This is a genomic window from Facklamia sp. P13055, from assembly GCF_050409445.1.
Lineage (GTDB): Bacteria > Bacillota > Bacilli > Lactobacillales > Aerococcaceae > Facklamia.
Map to the genome: position 1 here is coordinate 1 of NZ_JBNUPL010000015.1, position 20745 is coordinate 20745.

At 36.2% G+C, this 20745-nt stretch carries 24 protein-coding genes, 1 tRNA gene and 2 pseudogenes; 11 read left to right on the plus strand and 16 right to left on the minus strand.

Features of this window, described 5'->3' with window-relative positions; all coding sequences use genetic code 11:
- Positions 1–125: 125 nt before the first annotated feature.
- The 3 genes and pseudogenes from ACQV2O_RS06340 to ACQV2O_RS06350 form a co-directional block, all read left to right on the plus strand.
- Positions 126–199 (plus strand) — tRNA-Arg (locus ACQV2O_RS06340).
- Between the two features lie 156 nt (positions 200–355).
- Complete coding sequence (locus tag ACQV2O_RS06345; RefSeq protein WP_428875294.1) at positions 356–823, plus strand: hypothetical protein; 468 nt, start codon at positions 356–358, stop codon at positions 821–823.
- 104 nt (positions 824–927) lie between these two features.
- A pseudogene (locus ACQV2O_RS06350) lies at positions 928–1062 on the plus strand (rhodanese-like domain-containing protein); the annotation flags it as partial.
- Between the two features lie 97 nt (positions 1063–1159).
- On the opposite strand, the gene efp reads toward ACQV2O_RS06350, so the two are convergent.
- The 15 genes from efp to ACQV2O_RS06425 form a co-directional block, all read right to left on the minus strand.
- On the minus strand, positions 1160–1723 hold the full coding sequence (gene efp, locus ACQV2O_RS06355; protein WP_428874295.1) for an elongation factor P: 564 nt from the start codon (positions 1721–1723) through the stop codon (positions 1160–1162).
- Positions 1724–1817: 94 nt separating this feature from the next.
- Positions 1818–2384, minus strand: a complete 567-nt coding sequence (def, locus tag ACQV2O_RS06360; protein ID WP_428875296.1) for a peptide deformylase — start codon at positions 2382–2384, stop codon at positions 1818–1820.
- Positions 2385–2408: 24 nt separating this feature from the next.
- Positions 2409–3638, minus strand: a complete 1230-nt coding sequence (gene hflX, locus ACQV2O_RS06365; protein ID WP_428875297.1) for a GTPase HflX — start codon at positions 3636–3638, stop codon at positions 2409–2411.
- Positions 3631–4587: a tRNA (adenosine(37)-N6)-dimethylallyltransferase MiaA gene (gene miaA, locus ACQV2O_RS06370; RefSeq protein WP_428875298.1), complete on the minus strand. Its 957-nt coding sequence runs from the start codon at positions 4585–4587 to the stop codon at positions 3631–3633. Before miaA ends, hflX begins: the two co-directional genes overlap by 8 nt.
- Before the next feature lie 11 nt (positions 4588–4598).
- Positions 4599–6323, minus strand: coding sequence for a DNA repair protein RecN (gene recN, locus ACQV2O_RS06375; RefSeq protein WP_428875299.1), 1725 nt, complete (start codon positions 6321–6323; stop codon positions 4599–4601).
- 20 nt (positions 6324–6343) lie between these two features.
- The gene (locus ACQV2O_RS06380) at positions 6344–7159 is read right to left on the minus strand and encodes a TlyA family RNA methyltransferase (protein WP_428874288.1); all 816 of its coding nucleotides are present in this window, start codon (positions 7157–7159) and stop codon (positions 6344–6346) included.
- 10 nt (positions 7160–7169) lie between these two features.
- A complete protein-coding gene (locus tag ACQV2O_RS06385; RefSeq protein WP_428874286.1) occupies positions 7170–8051 on the minus strand; it encodes a polyprenyl synthetase family protein in 882 nt (293 codons plus the stop codon).
- A complete protein-coding gene (locus ACQV2O_RS06390; protein WP_428874285.1) occupies positions 8048–8293 on the minus strand; it encodes an exodeoxyribonuclease VII small subunit in 246 nt (81 codons plus the stop codon). Before ACQV2O_RS06390 ends, ACQV2O_RS06385 begins: the two co-directional genes overlap by 4 nt.
- A 3-nt stretch (positions 8294–8296) precedes the next feature.
- A complete protein-coding gene (gene xseA, locus ACQV2O_RS06395) occupies positions 8297–9664 on the minus strand; it encodes an exodeoxyribonuclease VII large subunit (RefSeq protein ID WP_428875300.1) in 1368 nt (455 codons plus the stop codon).
- 126 nt (positions 9665–9790) lie between these two features.
- Complete coding sequence (locus tag ACQV2O_RS06400; protein ID WP_428875301.1) at positions 9791–11554, minus strand: DUF1002 domain-containing protein; 1764 nt, start codon at positions 11552–11554, stop codon at positions 9791–9793.
- Positions 11555–11705: 151 nt separating this feature from the next.
- Positions 11706–12146, minus strand: coding sequence for a transcription antitermination factor NusB (gene nusB, locus ACQV2O_RS06405; RefSeq protein WP_428874282.1), 441 nt, complete (start codon positions 12144–12146; stop codon positions 11706–11708).
- Position 12147: 1 nt separating this feature from the next.
- Positions 12148–12573 (minus strand): Asp23/Gls24 family envelope stress response protein, encoded by a 426-nt coding sequence (locus tag ACQV2O_RS06410; protein WP_428875302.1) that lies wholly within the window; start codon positions 12571–12573, stop codon positions 12148–12150.
- 11 nt (positions 12574–12584) lie between these two features.
- Positions 12585–13646, minus strand: a complete 1062-nt coding sequence (locus ACQV2O_RS06415; RefSeq protein WP_428874280.1) for a M24 family metallopeptidase — start codon at positions 13644–13646, stop codon at positions 12585–12587.
- Positions 13647–13686: 40 nt separating this feature from the next.
- Positions 13687–15396, minus strand: coding sequence for a ribonuclease J1 (rnjA, locus tag ACQV2O_RS06420; protein ID WP_428874279.1), 1710 nt, complete (start codon positions 15394–15396; stop codon positions 13687–13689).
- 1 nt (position 15397) lies between these two features.
- Positions 15398–15610, minus strand: coding sequence for a DNA-directed RNA polymerase subunit epsilon (locus tag ACQV2O_RS06425; RefSeq protein ID WP_428874278.1), 213 nt, complete (start codon positions 15608–15610; stop codon positions 15398–15400).
- A gap of 189 nt (positions 15611–15799) precedes the next feature.
- On the opposite strand from ACQV2O_RS06425, the gene comGA reads away from it, so the two are divergent.
- From comGA to ACQV2O_RS06465, 8 genes and pseudogenes are all read left to right on the plus strand, one after another.
- The gene (comGA, locus tag ACQV2O_RS06430) at positions 15800–16852 is read left to right on the plus strand and encodes a competence type IV pilus ATPase ComGA (RefSeq protein ID WP_428874277.1); all 1053 of its coding nucleotides are present in this window, start codon (positions 15800–15802) and stop codon (positions 16850–16852) included.
- Positions 16830–17876, plus strand: a complete 1047-nt coding sequence (gene comGB, locus ACQV2O_RS06435; RefSeq protein WP_428874275.1) for a competence type IV pilus assembly protein ComGB — start codon at positions 16830–16832, stop codon at positions 17874–17876. The genes comGA and comGB overlap by 23 nt, the downstream gene beginning before the upstream one ends.
- A gap of 12 nt (positions 17877–17888) precedes the next feature.
- On the plus strand, positions 17889–18233 hold the full coding sequence (comGC, locus tag ACQV2O_RS06440) for a competence type IV pilus major pilin ComGC (RefSeq protein WP_428874273.1): 345 nt from the start codon (positions 17889–17891) through the stop codon (positions 18231–18233).
- Positions 18233–18679, plus strand: a complete 447-nt coding sequence (gene comGD / locus ACQV2O_RS06445) for a competence type IV pilus minor pilin ComGD (protein WP_428875304.1) — start codon at positions 18233–18235, stop codon at positions 18677–18679. The genes comGC and comGD overlap by 1 nt, the downstream gene beginning before the upstream one ends.
- Positions 18680–18710: 31 nt before the next feature.
- Positions 18711–19004, plus strand: a complete 294-nt coding sequence (locus tag ACQV2O_RS06450) for a hypothetical protein (RefSeq protein WP_428875306.1) — start codon at positions 18711–18713, stop codon at positions 19002–19004.
- Positions 18964–19071, plus strand: a pseudogene (locus ACQV2O_RS06455) (prepilin-type N-terminal cleavage/methylation domain-containing protein); the annotation flags it as partial. The gene ACQV2O_RS06450 and the pseudogene ACQV2O_RS06455, both read left to right, overlap by 41 nt.
- Positions 19072–19080: 9 nt before the next feature.
- Complete coding sequence (locus ACQV2O_RS06460) at positions 19081–19446, plus strand: competence type IV pilus minor pilin ComGF (protein WP_428875316.1); 366 nt, start codon at positions 19081–19083, stop codon at positions 19444–19446.
- Positions 19436–20188, plus strand: coding sequence for a hypothetical protein (locus ACQV2O_RS06465; RefSeq protein WP_428874270.1), 753 nt, complete (start codon positions 19436–19438; stop codon positions 20186–20188). The genes ACQV2O_RS06460 and ACQV2O_RS06465 overlap by 11 nt, the downstream gene beginning before the upstream one ends.
- A 51-nt stretch (positions 20189–20239) precedes the next feature.
- On the opposite strand, the gene smpB is transcribed toward ACQV2O_RS06465, so the two are convergent.
- A complete protein-coding gene (gene smpB / locus ACQV2O_RS06470) occupies positions 20240–20707 on the minus strand; it encodes an SsrA-binding protein SmpB (RefSeq protein ID WP_428874269.1) in 468 nt (155 codons plus the stop codon).
- Between the last annotated feature and the right edge of the window lie 38 nt (positions 20708–20745).

The following is a 20745-nucleotide window of genomic DNA, read 5'->3' on the forward strand; positions in this document are numbered from 1 at the left end:
TAAGCATGCCCATTTAGAAGCACCTTGTGTAACATATGTTTGACAACTCTAGACATTATCATTTACGTTTAACAGAAACAGCTTGACAATCAAAAAAAAAAAAACTATAATAATGTAGCTGTTATGTGCCAGTAGCTCAGCTGGATAGAGCAACGGTCTTCTAAACCGTAGGTCGCAGGTTCGAATCCTGCCTGGCATATTTTATAACTTTAAACCACCTCAATTGTTCTCTATTAATAGAGTTCGTTGAGGTGGTTTTTATTTTGATTATTTAATATTCTGATAGGTTGCTTCTACTTATATAATTATTTCACAGATGTTTATTACCATTTATTACTCAATAGTACTAAAATACATGAAGGAAGGATATTATAAAAAAATCACAAATATACTTTTAGTATTTTTATTATCACTAGGTCTTAGCTCGTATAACAGTTTTATTGCATTTGCAAGTGACACGGAGAACTCAAGTGCTGAAACAGCTGAGCGTGAGTTAAATGGAGATAAAGCTGATTTCAATCGTTTCAATGGAGTTTATATCGTTGATGTCAATTATTTGGCTTCCAGATTTGGCAATTCAGATACTATAATTATTGACACCCGCGGTCAAAAAGAAGCAAAAAAAGGCCATGTTTCAGGAGCAATTGCTAAATCTGATATTCAATTGGTTAAAGATCAAATAACCTTAGATCCAGTGGAAGCAACTGTCAAAGATATCGATCGTACAGCTGTTATTGATACACACAAATTAACTGAGACAATTGCCGATTATAAAATCCTTGACTCACTTAAAAAAAGGTGGTCATTTGCCTGGCGCAATTAATATTCCATATACAGAATACAGACCTTTATAATGAGGAGGTTTTATTAAAATCAAATGAAGAATTCGAAGCTCTTTTCATAGAATAAGGATTTAATAAAAAGGATGCCATCGTCACTTATTGTCCAAGCAATATTCGTTCGGCCTATATGCAATTAATTATGGAAATGCTAGGTTTTGAAAATGTTAAGAACTATGAAGGTTCTTATTATAATTGGGCAACCTTTACTGAACTTGATTAACTGATTAAAAGCCCCTTGCTGATTAAAGATTCAGCAAGGGGCTTTTATCTTCGAACAATCATGATATAAAAAATTCATTAAGCTGCGTCTTTTAAACTTATTTGTTAGCTCTTCCCTTATAAGATCCATCAGCTGTTCCAATTTCTAATGCTTCACCTGCTTCAATAAAATCAGGGACGTTTACAACTAAACCTGTTTCCATTGTAGCCGGCTTGCCTGAGCCAGTAACGGTTGCTCCCTTAATCGAAGGTTGAGTTTCCGAAACAGTCAAGACAACCGTTCCTGGTAATTCAACTCCGATTACTTCATGACCGAAGAATTGAATTTTACAGTTCATATTATCTAATAAATAGAATAGCTCATTTTCAATGGTATCAGCTGGCAGTTCATATTGCTCGTATGTTTCTAAATCCATAAACACAGCCATACCGTCCATTTTGTAAAGATATTGAACTTCTTTAGTGTCTAAATATGCGCGTTCAAACTTTTGATCAGGTCGAAAAGTAGTATCATAGGTTGCACCTGAGCGAACATTACGAAGCTTCATACGCATAACAGTATTTCCTTTACCCGGTTTATGGTGACTAGCTTCTAAAACTTTAATCAAGTTTCCCTCGTCCACAAAAGTCATACCGGCTTTTAAATCTGTTGCTGAAATCATCTTATCTTCTCCTAACTTCTTCAAATTACTTAAGTATTATATCATAGAATATTAAATTCAAACAATCTATTCTCTAGATTAGCTAATACTTAAACTAAATTATTATTAAATCCTTGTTAGCATACCAAGGCGCTTGCTCATTAATATGATCATAAAACATGATACCATGCAAATGATCAATTTCATGCTGAGCTACCACAGCTTGATAATTTCTTAATTTTAAACTATGTTCATTCCCTTCCAGATCTTGATACTTGAGTGTTATTCTTTGTGGACGAGGCACATAACCTTCTACTTCACGATCCACTGATAAGCACCCTTCACCTTCACTTAAAGCGACTTCCTGAACAGAGTGTCTCGTAATCACTGGGTTAACGAAAATTTGACTCATTTCTTCACCAGAAATGTTGCCTTCATCATCAAATTGATAAATATGCATAGCAAATATCTGTTTGCTTATATTTATCTGTGGGGCTGCTAAACCTACCCCCGGTCTTAACCCATATTTTTCTGCTTTTTCCTTATCTTGGCTATTCTTTAGAAACTCTAACATTTCCATGGCTTTTTGTTTTAACGAAGGTTCCATTGGGAAAGTTACCTTTTTTGCTTTTAAACGCAAGGTTGGGTGACCTTCTTTAATAATATCTTTCATCGTTAACATTTTCATCCTCCTTTATAGTCTCTGCTAGTCATTTTGTTTACGACGGTATCCTGTCACTCGATAGAATTGATTTTCTTCATCGAAGTCTAAACTCTCGACTAGCGTATTTTGTTGGTAATGCGATAAGAGGTCTGCTTCTTCGGGTAAAATTTTTACAGAGTATGCCTCAGCTAACTGAATACAAAGAGCCCAAATCGCTTCTTTTAATTTTTCAATGTCCGTCGCTTCTAAAGCGGAAATCGTTATATTTGGTTTTTGAACAGCAACAAATGACTCTTCCATTGCATCTTTTTTATTATAAACCGTTAAAACCGGAATATGGTCTGCTTCAATATCTTTCAAAATACGGTTGACTGTTTCTTCATGCATGAGATGGGCAGGATTGGAAGCATCAACCACATGTAGTAAGACATCCATATAACGGATTTCTTCCAATGTTGACTTGAAGGATTCGATTAATTGAGTAGGTAGTTCTTCAATAAAACCGACGGTATCTGTCAAAGTAAACATTGGGTGACCATGAATGGCGAATTGTCTAGTGAGAGGATCTAGAGTGGCAAATAATTGATCTTGTATGAAAGTTTCACTTTCCGTTAATTGACTCAAAATAGTCGATTTGCCAGCATTAGTATAGCCTACTAAGCCAATGTTAAACTCACGACCACTGTGGCGATTTTCGCGTGTTCGTTTACGATGCTGCACCACTTCCTGCAAATCTTTTTTTATTTGGGTAATGCGAGAGCGGATATGACGGCGATCGGTCTCTAATTGCGTTTCACCTGGACCTCTGGTACCAATCCCTCCTCCCAAACGAGACAGTGACTTACCTTGGCCACCAATTCTTGGTAATAAATATTGATATTGCGCTAAGCCAACTTGTAGCTTTCCTTCGCGACTCTTAGCTCGCATGGCAAAGATATCGAGGATTAATTGAACACGGTCAATGACTTTCACACCTAATTCAGCCTCAATTACTTTGTTCATACTTGGTGAGAGTGCATTAAAAAAGATAACTAGATCAATAGCGTCACTTTCTACATAGAGCCGGATTTCTTCTAACTTGCCAGACCCAACGGCAGAATGATGATTGAGTCTGGGTAAGTTTTGTATCATTGTTTTAATGACCACACCCTTTGCTGTTTGGGTCAAGGATTCCATCTCTGAGATTAATTCCATAAAACGATCTTCTTGATAAGTATCCGTTCGGATACCCACTATTAGGACTCGTTCAGGCCCTTTTCTTGTTTCAATCATTTTTCTCCCTTTCAATTTCTTCTAGGAAATTTGCGATTAATTCATTTGCTTCATCTTCATAATCTGGATTGCTTAAATCAATCCAATGCTGATTTTTCATGCGGTTACGATACCAAGTTAATTGTCTTTTTGCATAGCGCCGGCTATTTTGCTGGATAGTCGTAATCGTTTCTTTAAGTGATTGATTTTGCTCAAAATAAGGCCACCACTCTTTATAGCCAATACCTTTCATACTTGAAAGCTCTAGATTTTTGTTAAGCTGATACAGCTGATGGACTTCATTTTCCAATCCTTCTTCGACCATTAATTCAACTCTGCGGTTAATTCGACTATACAATTCCTCGCGCGGACGATTTAAAATAATCAATAATTCATTAAACCGTGATTGACGGTTACTTATATCGGTCTGACTTGAAAAAAGTTTGCCTGTTTGCTTAATAACTTCTAAAGCTCGTACAATCCGACGGCCATTTTGTATTGGGATTTTCTTTGCAGCTAAAGGGTCGATAGCATTCAATTCTTGCCATAGAATACCTTCGCCTTCATTTTGCAATCTTTCTTCTAAATATTTACGGTAGTGAGAATCCATTGATTCCTGACCACCAAATGAAAGGTCATAAAGTAAACCCTCTAAATAAAGACCTGTCCCCCCCACTAATATGGGCAAGTCTCCTTCCGCCGAAATTTGTTCGATTGCACGATTGGCATCGGCCTGAAACTGACTGGCATCATAATTATCTTGCGGGTCGTAGATGTCTAAGAGATGGTGAGGTACTCCTGACATTTCTTCCGATTTAATTTTTCCTGTTCCAATATCCAATCCACGATATACTTGCATTGAATCCGCATTAATAATCTGCCCTTTGAAACGTTTAGCCAAACGGATTGAAAGAGTGGTTTTCCCAACTCCTGTTGGTCCTGTAATCACTACTATCGGTAGTTTATTCAAACAAAAACCCCCTAATTCTTTTGATAGGATGTGAGCAGGTCTTGAGCTACTTGTAGACTGGATTCAGATTGTACTTCACCAGACATCATGCCAGCAATCATGGCTACTCGCTCTTCTTCTGATAAATAATCCACTTGTGTAACCGTGCGCTCTTGATTAATTTCTTTTTTAATAATTAGCTGTTGATTGGCTGCGGCAGCTACTTGTGCTAAATGGGTGATGCATAAGACTTGTTTATTTTGAGCGATTTTAGCCAGTTTACTCGCTATAGCACTAGCGACTCTACCAGAAACCCCTGTATCAATTTCATCAAATATTAAGGTCTCAACTGCTTGATTTCTTGCGAAAATTGTCTTCAAGGCCAACATAAATCGTGAAAGTTCACCACCAGATGCTATTTTAGCCAGTGGTTGACTTTCTTCTCCCAAATTAGTCCTTGAGTAGAATTCAACTTGGTCCATACCCGCTTCATTCAAACGTAAATAAGAATTGGAAAAGAATGGTTGCAAATTAGAATCAGACTCTACCTGTCGCATCTTGACCTCAAATTCAGTATGCGGCATGTAGAGTTCTTTTAATTGACCTTCAACTTCTGAGACAATTGCTTTGGCTGCTTCTTTACGGAGATTGGATATGCTTTGAGCTAATTCAAAGGCTTCTTCATAAGTTTTGAGGAAGGCTTCCTGTGTTTGTTTTTGATAACTTTCAAAATGTTTAATTTGATCAATTTCCTTAACGAGTTCAAGCTGGTAATCGATTAACTCTTCAATATTACGCCCATATTTTTTTTGAACTTTTTCCAACTGACTTAGTCTTCTTTGAATTTCATCCATCACTTGTTCATCATAATCTGGCACATCAAAAGAAAAAGCAATTTCTCGGCTTAATTCTTTTAAATCTACTTGCAGGCCTTGTAAGCGCTCCTCAAATGACAAATATTGATTATCAAATCTTCCCAAGTGCTGTAACAGATAAAGCACTCGCTCAATTTGCTGATCGACACTAGCTTCTTGATCGGTCATTAGCTGGTTGATTTCATTAAGATACTGACTCATTAACTGTGCATTTTGAAGTCTCTTGCTTTGTTGTAGCAGTTGCTGATCCTCATCTGCCACTAAATCTAAATTTTTTAATTCTTCTAACTGAAACTCTAAATAATTTAAACGTTGAAGTGCATCTTGTTCGTCAAATTTCTTAGTTAACAATTGCTGTCTTAAATCTTGATAGTGATTATAAACTAGCTGATATTTTTCTTTAACTTGAAGTAAGCTCTCACTAGCAAAAAGATCCAGTAACTCAAGATGTCGTGAGGAGTCTAACAGAGCTTGATGTTCATTTTGACCATGAATATCTACCAAATAACGACCAATTCGTTTTAGCATGGTCACATTAGCTGGTCGTTGATTAATTTTAATAACATTTCGTCCACTCTTATGGATCTCGCGTTGAATCAAAAGGGCATCTTCTGGATCCTCAATTTCAATTCCAATTGCTTGCAATTGCATTAAGAGCTTTTCATTTCCTTGTAAACTAAAAAGACCTTCAATAAAGAGATTTGGGCTTCCTTTTCGCACAAACTCAGTAGACCCTCTTCCACCACATAAGATACCAATCGCATCAATAATAATCGACTTTCCCGCTCCAGTTTCCCCTGAGAGCACTGTCATCTGTTCATCAAAATCAATAGAAACTTGATCAATAATTGCAAAGTTTTCAATTCTTAAACTGATTAACATAAGGCACCTCTTTGCATTGTTTATTCAAAAGCTTGATGGCTCTCCTCCACAATTTTTGCGATGGCAATTGTTGAGTGGCTTTGATTATCTACTTGCCTAGCATTGATTAAATGCACTAAATATTCAATATTCCCTTCGCCTCCTGTAATTGGCGAATAGGTAAGCTCTTTAATAACAAAGCCAATTTTACTAATAAAGGCTAATACTTCTTCAAGGACCTCTTGATGAACTGCTGGGTCTTTTATGACACCCTTTTTACCAATCCGACTAGGTCCTGCTTCAAATTGTGGTTTAATCAAGGCAATAACAGAACCATCTTTTTTTAGAATCGGCTGTAATGGTGGCAAAATTAAAGCTAAAGAAATAAAAGAGACATCAATTGTTGCTATTGTTGGCTGTCCTTTTGTAAAATCTTCGAAGCGAGCATAGCGAAAGTTTTGCCGTTCCATTACGACTACTCTAGGATCTTGTCTTAAGGAATAAGCTAATTGATTGTAACCTACATCTAAAGCATAAGATAAGCGTGCGCCATTTTGTAAAGCCACATCGGTAAATCCTCCTGTTGAAGCACCGATATCTAAAAGTAGATGGTCTGTAATATCAATATTGAAAGAAGATAAGGCTTTTTCTAACTTTAATCCCCCACGCGATACATAAGGGAAAGGTTTCCCTTTCAGATAGAGCTCGCGATCAATCGGTATTTTTTCACCTGGTTTATCATAGCGCTGATCGTTTTGATCATAGATTTTTCCTGACATAACCAGACGGCGTGCTTGTTCACGTGAGTGAGTAATTCCTGCTTGGACCACTAGCTTATCGACTCGTTCTTTTTTCATTCATTACTCCTTATAGGTGTTTTTCAAGAGGTGATAGAAAGTTATCTAACTGTTTGAAAGATTTATGGCTAAGCTTTTCTAAATCGTTTAAAGCTTTTCTTGCTAACTTGATTTCTTCAATCAAACTCGCTTTAGCTTGTCCTACTCCTAAAAGACTAGGATAAGTTGATTTATGATTGATAATATCTGAGTAAGTTAAGCTATCCACTTCTTCATTCAAGTCTATGACATCTTTTAGATCATTATGAATTTGATACGCAACACCGTAGTGCTGTCCAAAAGTAATCATTAGATCGCTTTCAGCTTGATCAGCCTCTAAAATAATTGTAGCTGCTTTCATAGCAAATATAAATAAAAGGCCAGTTTTCATCAAATGAATTTGTTGTAACTGCTCAATGTCTATCGTTTTATTTTCTGCCTTAATGTCATAAAGCTGTCCAGCAACCATTCCAGATGAACCTGCAGCATGAGCCAATTCTCTGATCAGAGCGACCTTCTGATGGGCTTGCAAACTTTCATCTTTAGATAAAATTGCGAAAGCATCCGCTTGAAGGGCATCACCAGCTAAGATTGCTGTGGCTTCATCAAACCTAACATGAGAGGTTGGTTGGCCTCTTCGCAGTTTATCATCATCCATGGCTGGTAAGTCATCATGGATTAAAGAATAAGTATGGATAAATTCTAAAGCAATGGCTGTTAACATAGCCTGATCAATTTTCTTTTTGTTAAAAATCGCAATAGTTGTCAGTAAAAGTAAGGGTCTTAATCTCTTTCCACCGCTATTAAGCGAGTAGACCATTGGCTTCACCATTTCTAAAGGTGAATTTAAAGAGATAACTTGCTCTTGCAAAGCCTGTTCAAATTTGGAACGTAAGGGCCCACCTAATATCATTCTGTTTTATTCTCCTCATCTAAAGGCTGTAATCCCGATTCAGTCATCATTTTGGTAACTGTCGCTTCGGCTTCCGTTAATTCTTCTTGGCAATGCTGACTTAATGAAATTCCTTTTTGAAAGGCTTGTAAGGCATCTTGAAGTGGTAGTGTCCCTCTTTCTAATTGTTGAACAATTTCTTCTAACTCTTGTAAAGCTTGTTCAAAACTAATGGTTGATTCTACTGTTTTATTTTCTGTCATCGATTAATCCTCCCTATCTATTGGCTCATTTTTATCGAGTGATTCTACTAAAACATTCGCACGCCCCTTATATAATTGGATATTTAAACGGTCTCCTTCAGTTAATTGATGACTTGAAGTTACTTGTTGACCTTTTTTTTCAACTAAAGAATATCCTCTTGCCATTATTTTCAGCGGACTATATGCATCTAATAAGGCACTTGCCTTCATGTGCCTATCGTATTTTCTTCTTAAACAATCATTGAAGGAGCGTTGTAAACTTAGTTGAAGTGTCCCTAATTTTTCTTGACGGTAGCTAATTTGTTGTTGAGGATTATAAGCATATACAGCCTGTTTTAGTTGATTGATTTTTTGTTTTTGGCGTGAAAAATATTGTTCTTGACGCATTTTCAATCGTTCATTTAAATGCATAACACTCTGCACGTAGGATTGGTACAGTCTTTCTGGCTGAGTAAGAACATATGATCGAGCAGATCTTGCCAGACGCTCTTGAGACCATTCTAAGCGCCCTCGAAAAGCATTTATTAATCGTACTTGTTGCTGGCTAATCGTCATTAAAACTTCTTGCAGCACAGGAACAGATAGTTCCGCTGCAGCAGTCGGAGTTGGAGCTCTTAAATCAGCCACTAAATCAGCAATCGTAGTATCGGTTTCATGGCCAATCGAAGATATTACTGGCAAGGGACATGCAAGAATAGCATGGGCAACTCCTTCATCGTTAAAACACCATAAGTCCTCAATCGAACCACCTCCGCGTGCTAAGATAACACCATCGAAAGAAATAGTGCTTTCTTCTAGCCGCTTAAATGACGCAACAATTTCTTTAGCCGCTTCCTTACCTTGAACTTTAGTAGGAAAGACAACAATTTCGACAATTGGATAACGACGTTGAACAGTCGTAATAATGTCACGTATGACAGAACCCGATGGGCTAGTTATCACTGCTAGTCGTTTAGGATATTTACATATTTTTCTCTTGGGACGATCAAAAAGTCCCTGGGCTTTCATTTTTTCTTTTAATTGTTCAAGTGCTAGGTATAAAGAGCCAATTCCATCAGGCTCAATATTTTCAACATAAAGTTGATACCTTCCTCCACCTTCATAAACTCCTACTCTAGCCGTTACAAAAACTTTCATGCCTTCTTCTAATTGGAATTTTAAACGGTGAAATTGACTCTTGAACATAATCGCATTAATTTGGACTTGGCCTTCTTTTAAAGAAAAATATTGATGAGAATTAGGACGATAACGATAGTTAGAAATCTCTCCCAAGACTCTAATCCTTTGAATATGCGGGTCACGATCAAATTTTTGACTGATATATTTTGATAAGGCTCCTACTGTGATATAGTTCTTTTGATCTTGGGTCACTCCATCACCTCTCTTGATATCATTCTTTTCTATTTTAGCACAATCTAATTCAGAGAACTAGAAAACAAAAAGAACCAGGCAATCATTGACCCTGGTTCTTTTTATAGCTTAAGACCATCTATCAGTTTACACTGGATCGACACTCTCTGTCTCTTCAGTTGGAACTGTCTCATCCACGCTTTCTTCACTTGGTGCTTCTTCCTCAAGAAGTTCTTCTGTTGGCTCTTCTGCAGGGGTTTGAGTTTCTACAGAATCAACTGGCTCTTCAACCATTTCTTCTAAAGTTGTTTCTTCTTCAGTGGATTCAACTGGTGTGTAACCAGGAATCCTATAATCAACTGGGATTTTATTAGCAATATAATTATTTTCAACATTGACACCATAAACAGCATTGAAATCATAGGTATCCTGATTTAATGGCACAGCTTCCATGGATACTGGGTCAACTTCACTAATTACTCCAGTTTCTAAATCGTATTCAAAACGTGCTACTGTGGTGATCTTAGTAGAGCTATCTTCTGCTACAGATAGACTAATTACTTTATCGTCTTGCTCAATGTCAGTATAGGTATAAACTTGTGGAGCAAATCCAGTAGCGTTAGCTATTAACTGAATTATCTCAGCTAAGGATGCATCAGAACTTTCAAGATTTTCAGCTTCTTGTAATTTAGCCATCCACAGATCTTTGATTGGTTGGAATTCAAAGCCTTCATTTTCAGCCGCTGCTTTTAAATCTCCTTCAAAAGAAGCTGTATATTGATAAAGCAATTCTCTAAAATTATCTAACTCTGCTTTCGTTTCAACTGTAAGCTCTGGTTGGATGGCTTCAATGATAAAGGTATGGGCATAGATATCATCTACACGGATCCCCTGATCGACTGCTTGCTTGAAACGATTGTATAAAGCAGGTAAAATTTCGTGATACTTTTCAGTATCAGAAAAATCAGGTGTTTCTACTGCTTTAATTTCATCAATAGTCATTTTAGGCTCTAGTTGAGCAAGAATATTGTCCCATTTTTTGTCTTCGATTGATGCATCTAGTTGTTGAACAGTGTCTTCATTAGCAGCAGCATCGGTCTGGGCAAAATCATTGGCATATTGCTCTAATTCTTGCTTCGTTTGATTAGAAATCTCTACATCGGTAGCAACTGAATTATCGACAACATTGCCATCGCCTTCAATATTAGTGTTATTAATAACATTATTTACAACTGTGTTTACAATTTCAGTCGAGTTTACTTGACCATTATTTTGAACTTGAGCAGCAACTTCTTTCTTAATTTCAGCAATAATTACGTTTACTTGTGCATCGGTTAACCCTGTTTCAGTCTTAACATTATTTACGACAGAAATTTCTTTTTGTGCCGTTTGCATGTCATGCTGCTTAACTTCTACACCTTGTGACTCTAATAGAGCGTATAAGCCAGTAAGTGCCCCCTCACCCGTTACAGGTAAAAAACTACCAATTTTTAATAAAGCATTTTGAGCCCCTGCAGTAATAGCTGCATTTTGATAGGTTGTCGCTGAAACAGCAGTGATATTTTCAGGCGTTACAATTTGAACTTTAATTCCTGTACCAGGTGCTTGAGGCTTAATATATACGGACGAGTATACATCTGTTGAAGCATCTGATCCAATGTTTAAATAGCGATCAATCATCACACCGTCAACATAAATTGTATTCTCAGGAGTGACCTGATTAGCGCCTAATAATTGAATGGTTTGTTGGGCTTGTTGTGAATTTAAAGTCGCTCCTAAAGCTAATTTTTCTACTTGCAAAGTTTGCTCAGCCTGTTCAACTGCCATAGCTGATTGGCTAATCAAAGGCATACTGGCTGGAAAAGTTGTTAAAGCAGCTAAAGCAAGTAGTAAAACTTTTTGTTTTTTCATAATTTTATGCTCCTTTTAAATTAATATGATGACACTTTGATTATATCCATCCTAAAATACTTATACAAGTTATACCCATTTCTTTAATAAATTCTTATAAGAAAAAAGCCAGAAAAAGAATAATTTCTTCACATTCTTCTTCTGGCGCCATTTAGATTTGGTTAGCTAAAAGTTTAGCGAGAACACCTGAGATAAATTGTCGTGATCGATCATCTGAAAAAGTCTTAGATAATTCAATCGCTTCGTCAACCGCTACTTTGGCTGGAACTTTCTCTTCGTCAATGAAGAGCACTTCAAAAAAAGCTAAGCGTAAAATGGTTAGATCAATACTTGCTATTCTATCAAGAGTCCAAGATTGGCTGAGATATTGTTTAATCATATCATCTAACGCCAACTGATTGTCTCTTACTCCTCTAACTAAGGTTATTAGATAAGAATCTATCTCACCTGAGTATCCCTTCTCAGGATCATTACCGGCTTCTAAAGCGAATTCTACAGCATCCTCACTTTGAAACTGGTCACTAGCAATTACTAATTGATATAAACTCTGGACTGCTTTTTCTCTTAGCTGATGACGTGATAATTTTTTCATCCTATTCTCCGATTTCTTTTTCGCTATTCCTAATAGTTTTTAACTCTGAATTCATTTTTGGTTCTGTATCAATCGATTGGACATGAACATTCACTTCACTGACGATAAGATCTGTCATGTATAGAATTTGTTCTTTAACACGTTCTTGAATAGCAGCGGCTATAACTGGAACTGTTTTACCGTAAGCAATGCTTACATTAATATCAATCGAAATACGGTCTTCAATTTGACGCATTTTAGCATTAACACCTGATCCTTGAATACGCAAAAATTTTCCTGCTTCTTTTTTTTGTGATGAACTAAGTACACCATCAATTTCTGAAGCAGCTTTGGCTGCAATGTCTTCCAAGACACCCATCGTAATATTAATTTCGCCTAAGTATTGTTCGCTGAGAGATTCAAATGCGACAGTTTGTTTATTTAACATCCTTTAGCCTCCTATATAATTATTAATTCTTTGGGACTACGGTTGATTGGTATTACACGATCTGCTTGCACAATTAAATCATCTTCAATGCGAACACCACCGATACCTGGTAAGTAAATACCGGGTTCATCAGTAATTACCATGTTCGTCTCTAAAACCGCTTCAGAACGACTAGAGACTGCAGGTTCTTCATGGACATTTAAACCGACACCGTGGCCAGTAGAGTGACCAAAGTACTCACCATAGCCTTTTTCCGTAATATAATCACGAGCTATCGCATCTACTTCCTTACCAGTCATGCCAGCTTTAGCCTCTCTGATTACGCGTTGATGTGCTTCAAGTACAATTTCATAGACTTCTTTCATTTTATCTGATATCGATCCTACCGCAATCGTACGAGTCATGTCAGACGAATAACCTTTATAGTAGCAACCAAAGTCTAGCGTCACAATATCGCCATCTTCAATCACTTTTTCACTCGCTACACCGTGAGGCATGGCAGAGCGTTCACCTGAAGCGACAATAGTATCAAAAGACATGCCTGTTGATCCTTTATCCTTAAGAAAAGCTTCTAACTCATTAGCAACCTGAATTTCAGTTACACCAGGTTTAATAAAGGTTAAGATATGTTCAAACGCTTGATCGGTAATTTCACATGCTTGTCGAATGGTCTCAAGTTCCGATTCATCTTTAATTAAGCGAATTTTTTCGATTAACCCTTGACTTGCTTTAATATCTGCTGCAAATAGATCTTTAATTTTTAGATATTGACTGACATTCATATTATCTGCTTCTATGGCTAGTGTTTGAACCTTTTCTTGATCGATTAAGTTTTTAACTTCTTGATCTACTCCGTTTTGATGGATAACAACTGTTGCAGACTTAACTTGATGACTAGCTTGAGTATTGTAACGGAAATCGGTAATAAAGAAGGCCTTATCTTGAGTTACAAATACGGCACCAGCCGAGCCGGTAAAGCCGGTTAAATATCTTATATTTAACATATCCGTTACATAGATTGCATCGAATTTTTGTTCTTTAAGTGATTGACGTAATTTGTTGATTCTATACATATGATCGCTCCTTTACTTGTTTTAACTCTAATACTAACTACTACTTCGTTTGATGAGGTCTTACCCCTTTATTAATATCTAATAAAATCGGCATAATCATCGGATTTCTCTGCGTCTTCTGATAAATAGCCGGTTCTAATTGACTGAGCAATAGATCTCGCACGCTCCGTTCATTTATATTAGCGCCTGACTCATTTAAGCCGCGGTTGATAATTGCGCGCGCCTTATTTTGAATATCATTGATCAGGTCTGCTGATTCTCGCATGTAAATAAAGCCTCGAGACATAATATCCGGTCCGGCAATCAATTGTTTAGCTTCAAAGTCAATAGTAGCTGAAACAATGATTAGTCCTTCTTCTGACAGAGCTTTACGGTCTCTCAGTACAATGTTACCAATATCACCAATACCATTACCATCGACATATACATCCTGAGCAGGAAAGCGTCCTGCTACACGAGCAGAGTCGGCAGTAAGAGCTAGAACATCGCCATTAGACATAATAAAGCAATTTTCTTTTGGAATCCCAGTCATCTGAGCTAATTCCGATTGGATTTTTAACATGCGATATTCCCCATGAACTGGCATGAAATATTTAGGCTTCATTAAACGGTGCATTAATAATTGCTCTTGCTGACCACCGTGACCAGAAGTATGAATATTATTGACCTTTCCATGAATCACTTTGGCACCTTGCTCGCTTAATTGATTGATGACACGGTTAACACTCATAGTATTTCCTGGAATAGGTGAAGAAGAGAAAATAACGGTATCATTAGGTTGAAGCGAAATTTGTCGGTGCGTACCATTAGCGATACGGCTTAAAGCTGCCATTGGCTCCCCTTGTGAACCAGTACATAGAATTAAAATCTTATTAGCAGGATATTTATTAATATCTCTTGGTTCAATGAAAATATCTGCCCCTTTGTCATCCACATAACCTAATTCTCTAGCTGTCTTAATGGAAGATTCCATCGAACGACCGAAAACAATTATCTTACGACCTGTCTCATAGGCTGTCATTACGACTTGTTGCAATCGAGACACATTGGATGCGAAAGTAGCGAAAATAACGCGTCCTTCTTCTTTTTGGATAATGTTGCGAATCGAACGGCCGACAATTTTTTCTGAATTAGTAAAGGTTGGTACTTCGGCATTTGTTGAATCACCTAGTAATAATAGGACTCCTTCTTCACCAATTCGTGCCATCTTATGTAAGTCGGCTGGTTTGCCTACCGGTGTGAAATCGAACTTATAATCTCCTGTAAAGACAATATTTCCAGGAGGTGTTTTAACTACCACACCATATGCTTCTGGAATGGAGTGAGTTGTTAGATAAAAACTAACGCTTGTTTTACGGAAACGGATCACAGAATCTTCATCAATTTCATGAATTTCTGCATCACGCAACAGTCCACGTTCTTGTAATTTATTACGAATTAAAGCTGAGGCTAACTTGCCAGCATAGATAGGCACGTTTATCTCTTTCAATAAGAATGGAATTCCACCTATATGGTCTTCGTGACCGTGAGAGATAATAACTCCCTTAATCTTATTACGATTTTGTAATAGGTATTGATAATCAGGAATGACATAGTCAATACCTAACAATTCGTCTTCTGGGAACATCACACCAGAATCCATAATGATAATTTCATCTTGAAATTGGACGCCATACATATTCTTACCAACTTCATTTAAACCGCCTAAGGCAAATACGCCTACTTCATTATTTTTAATATTTACTGACATCTTAGAACTCCACCAACTTAAAGCCTGCTTGTTCTTTTTCATATGCCAAATGCGCCTCATCTAAGGCTTGGACATATTGGATGTTGTAAGATGTATTTTGAGTCACTTTTTCAATCGCTTCTACGCGATTTTCTGCTTCAAGATAAAGGGAAAGTGTCCTTTCTCTTGTTGGAACTTGATCTTTACTTTCTTGGTACATTACTTTAAAAATCATGTAATAAAACTCCTTTATTATTTTTTATTTCAACTGGTGGGTGAGCTAAACACTCGTTGTCAATTTATTCTATCATACTTTCATATATAGGTATAGTTAGACACTGAGACGCTTATTTGAGAAAAAATATAAGCACCCTTTTAACCTTTATCTTGTATTTATCATTAGACTAATCAAAAGGGTGAGTTGATGATCGAAGAACTTTCTAAATCATTGATTAACGAGGCCATCAGTTTGTTGGCTTCCGATATTCATTTCATGCCAATAATTGATAACTATCAAATCTTCTTTCGAGTCAATGGTCAACTCCACTTCCACAAAAATGTCCCTTTAAGTCTAGGAAGAAAAATAATCGCTCATTATAAATTTTTAGCCAATATGGATGTCGGTGAAAAAAGACGGCCCCAATCAGGTGCTTGTCCGTTTAAGATCTCAGAAGAACAAACGATTGAATTAAGATTGTCCACTATTACTAACGTCAACCTCATAGAGTCCTTAGTGGTTCGAGTGATTTTTAGTAAAATTCATAATTTTCAACAAATCAACAGCTACTTTCCCAATCAAATTGACCGCATTCGGAAATTAATTAGAAGAAAATCAGGGATGATTTTAATTTCTGGCCCAGTCAATTCAGGTAAAACCACGACGATCTATCAACTTTTAAGAGAAAGAATGAATGAAGAAAAGTTACAAATTATTACTATGGAGGACCCTGTAGAAATCAAAGAAGCTTCTTTTTTACAAACGCAGGTAAATGAAAAAATAGGTATTTCTTATGACCTACTGATTAAATCATCACTCAGACATCATCCCGATATTCTTTTTATTGGAGAAATTCGGGATGAGGAGACGGCGCGTATGACTTTAAGAGGTGCATTAACCGGGCATTTGATGATTGCAACGATCCATGCTAAAGATACTTTCGGAGTGATTGCGCGTCTTAAAGAGTTAACCATTAGTGAGCAACAATTAAAACAATCTCTCATTGGTGTCATCTCACAAAGACTAGTGCCTCGCTTTTGTCCTTTTTGTAAAAGTAGTGTTCAAGTATCCTGCAATCATATTCCTAAAAAATTTCACCGAGCCGCTTTGTTCGAAATATTAGATGGCCAACAATTGAAAGAATATTTGAATCATTTTAATTTACCTTTAAACTTCTCGCCCCTTAATCACCAACTAAGAAAGGCATGGGCCTATGGATACATCACTAAAAAAGAGTATGAACACTTTGAAGTTCTTTAATAAAGAAAAATTGCTCTTTAATCAAGAGGAAAAAATATATTTTTTACAGGTTTTAGCTGAAATGCTTGATGAAGGTTTCTCAATTTATCAAAGTCTGCAATTTATGAAAATACTATTACCTAAAAGAATTTTAATTATTAATCAAATGCTGGAAAAATTAAATGTAGGACAAAGCTTTGATCAAGTTCTTTTAAACTATGGGTATTCAAACCGAATTGCCGCTCAATTATTTTTTGCTCAAAGACAAGGCCGATTTATTCAAGCGCTTTTTGAAATTGTAAACCATTTAAAAAAGATTAGAAGCTATCAAAAAAAATTAATAAAAACACTTATCTATCCCTGTTTTTTAATGCTTTTTCTCTCCTGCTTATTGTTTGCAATGAGACATTGGATGCTTCCACATATTTTATCCTTCATCGATCAAGAAATTTTAAAAACTCATTTATTAGCTCGTTATTTACTCATTCTCTTTACCTTTCTTCCACAAATTAGCATCAGCTTTTTAGCAGTCATTTTAATTATTTACTTAGCTATTGATTTTTATTTATTAAGACTCCCTGTTATTAACAGATTTCAACACTTAGTTAAGATACCTCTCTTTGGAAAGCTAATTAGGAAATATGTATCCTATCGTCTAGCTGATGAACTTTCATATTTTTACGCAGCTGGCTTTTCCATGCAAGAGACACTAGATCTTTTAATCTCATATCCCATTGATCCCTTAATCAGTGAAATAGCTGATTATCTGCAGCAACAATTTTTGGCTGGGAGCGAGTTGAGCGATTCATTAGAAAACATGGGTATTTTCACTAAAACACTTAGTTTAGTCATATATCAGGGTGAACTAACCAGTCAGACCGGTCAAAAATGTAAGCTTTATGCTAAAAAAATATTTGAGGAGGTGATCGAAGATCTTAATAAGAAGCTCACTTTAGTGCAACCCATACTGTTTTTAATTATCGCTATTATTGTAATGGCCATGTACCTTGTTCTAATGTTGCCGATGTTAACCATGGAGATATGAAAAGGAGCTATTATGAAAGAAAGAACCATCAGAAAAGTCAAGTCTTGTCAAATATTAAAGTCTAAAAGAGCGTTCACACTTATCGAAATGCTAATTGTTCTTATTATTGTTTCACTATTAATGGCTATTATTATTCCCAATGTTTCTGGCCAAAAAGATCGTATTGACCAACAAGCAGTTGAAAATATCACAGAGATTGTTGAAACTCAAGCGGATGCCTATTATCTAGTAGAGGATACCCAAGAGCCTTTAAGCTTAGAAACTTTGGTTGCTGAAGGTTACCTCACTCAAAAGCAAGCAGACGAAGCGACTGAGAGAATTGAAGCTGAAGTCCTCAGTCAAATACTGACCCCTTAATGAAATCAAAAAATCAATCAGCCTTTACCCTAATCGAAGCTTTGTGCGTACTTTCAATTTTTAGTATATTGATGATTTTGCTAATTGCTTTACCCTATCAACAATTAAAAGCTGATTATCAGACAAAAGTTTTTAAAGACCAACTGAAGAGTCAGCTACATTTAGCTCAAGATAAAGCAATTATTGATCAAGATCCAGTTCAGATTGTCTTTAGTAAAAGAGGAGTAGTCTACTTCTGGCAAGTAGAATCCCGCAAAAATTTTAGTCAACTCAAACTCCCTAAACATTTAAATTTACTTAATTCTTTTTCTTTTTATTACTTAAGTAGTGGTCGTATTAATGATTTTGAAACTGTTTACTTTGAAAATGCAGAAGGCGATAATTTTGAGCTTGTTTTTCAACTAGGAAGTGGTCAATTTGTTTTTAAGGAGCAAAAAGGGAAGTAGTCTAATTGAAGCATTAGTAGGTTTATTGATCTTGTCTTGGATTTTGAGCTTTTATTTACCCAGTTTTAACCAAGAATTAAGGACTTTTAAACAATTAAAATCAGAAAATAATGAATGGCAATTATTTTATCAACTGGCGGACATTCAACTTTCTGATTTAGATTCAATAAAAAAAGAGACACTTATTCAATCTACAATGGAAAGTTACCAATTATTATTTTCAGTCGAGGTTGATGATTTTTCATGCGACACTAATTCCTGTCAAATAGAGTTTAAGAGAGGGAGTGCCTATCAGATTGAAATTCAAGCTATTCAAACCTTATAAACAGTCAAAATGGGCCTTCACTTTAATTGAGTGCCTTATTACACTCTCTATTGTTGCTTTAATAATGAACACTCTCATGATAAGTGTTTCACATTACCGCAAATTAGATGAAAATATGCGGCAAGATCGTTCGCTAGATTGGCAGCACTTCACACTGATGATGGAAAGTGAATTTGATCATTTTTTAATTATGGGTGTCTCTGAACAAGAAATAAATCTTTGTCTCAAAGAGGATTACTATGAACAGAGCTCAGTCATTTTAAGAAATCAAAAGATTTATCGCAGACCCGGACATCACCCTTACCTCTTTCAAGTAAAATCTTGGCATCTAAATTCCGAAAAACCTTTTATAACAATCTCCGTGGAGCTAACCAATGGTCAAATCTTCTCACATACCTTTCATACTGATTACATAAGAACGGAAGATTTTGATGAAACATAAAAAAGGGCTTATCCTACCAATGGTATTATGTTTTATGATGTTAAGCCAAGTTATATACTTAGGAGTCATTCAACTTAATGCTCTCCAAAGACAAAGAATCCACCAGTCAAATAATTATTACCAATTACAAATTCAAACTCTTTTAACAGATTTTAACCTGCGTCCTGTTCTCCAAGACCAATGGACAAAAAGCATAGAAGAATCTATTCAAAGAGAATGCCAACTTCTACAAAAAGAAAGCTTAAATGACTTGGGCCTGTTTACAAGTGATTCCTTAATTCAAACAGTCAACTTAATCGAAGTTGATACTTTAGACATTGAGTCTTTACTTTTACTCTATAAAACGCTTATTTTTATAGAATATCCATCCAATTTTGAGTCAAGCTTTTCAATAATAGAAGCTGATGGCGAATGGTTAGCTAATGGCCAAGTGACTCTTTTTCCTAATTCTTCTAAGGAAAGCTCTTTCGATGCTAGTCAAATATTCCTCAGTTCGCAAGGCTATCGGCTAAACAAACAACTTACTAAACAAAAAGAATCGCAATGGGTAGGAACCATTGAAAAAGAGTTTCAGATTGAATTTAATTCAGGAACAAGTAAGGTTTTAAGTTCTAGGGACGAATTAATTTTCGACTCAAGGCTTTCTTCTGGTGAGTCATTCGAAAAGAAACAAGACTTACCTCAACTAAATTACCTCCTCCAATGGCATGGGAATCTTTATCAGGATTCTAAGGCCAGTTAACGAAGAAACAGCAAGCATTCTCAAATCCTCCAGAGTGCTTGCTGTTTTAATTTATCTTACTTTGAGAGCCCGATCAATATCTCGCTTAGCTTGTTGTTCTTTGAGCGCCTGTCGCTTATCATAGTGATGTTTACCACGTGCAACTCCTATTAATAGCTTAGCTCGACCCCTAACTAAATAAACCTTTAGGGGAACAATGGTCATTCCCTTCTGACGCGTTGCTTGGTCCATATCCACTATTTCCTTATGGTGTAATAATAACTTTCGATCTCTTAAAGGATCATGATTAAATAAATTACCATGGTCATAAGGACTTATATGAACATTCTTTACCCAGGCTTGGCCCCCATAGATTGAAATAAAGCCATCTTGAATATTTATTTTTCCTGCTCGAATGGATTTAATTTCTGTTCCTTTGAGGACTAAACCCGCTTCATAAGTATCAATAATCTCATAATCATGTCTGGCCTTTCGATTTTGGGCCAGTGGTTTATCGTGTACTGCTTTATTATTTGCCATAAAATCTCCTTGCTAGTGCTAGGAGTCTATTTTACATC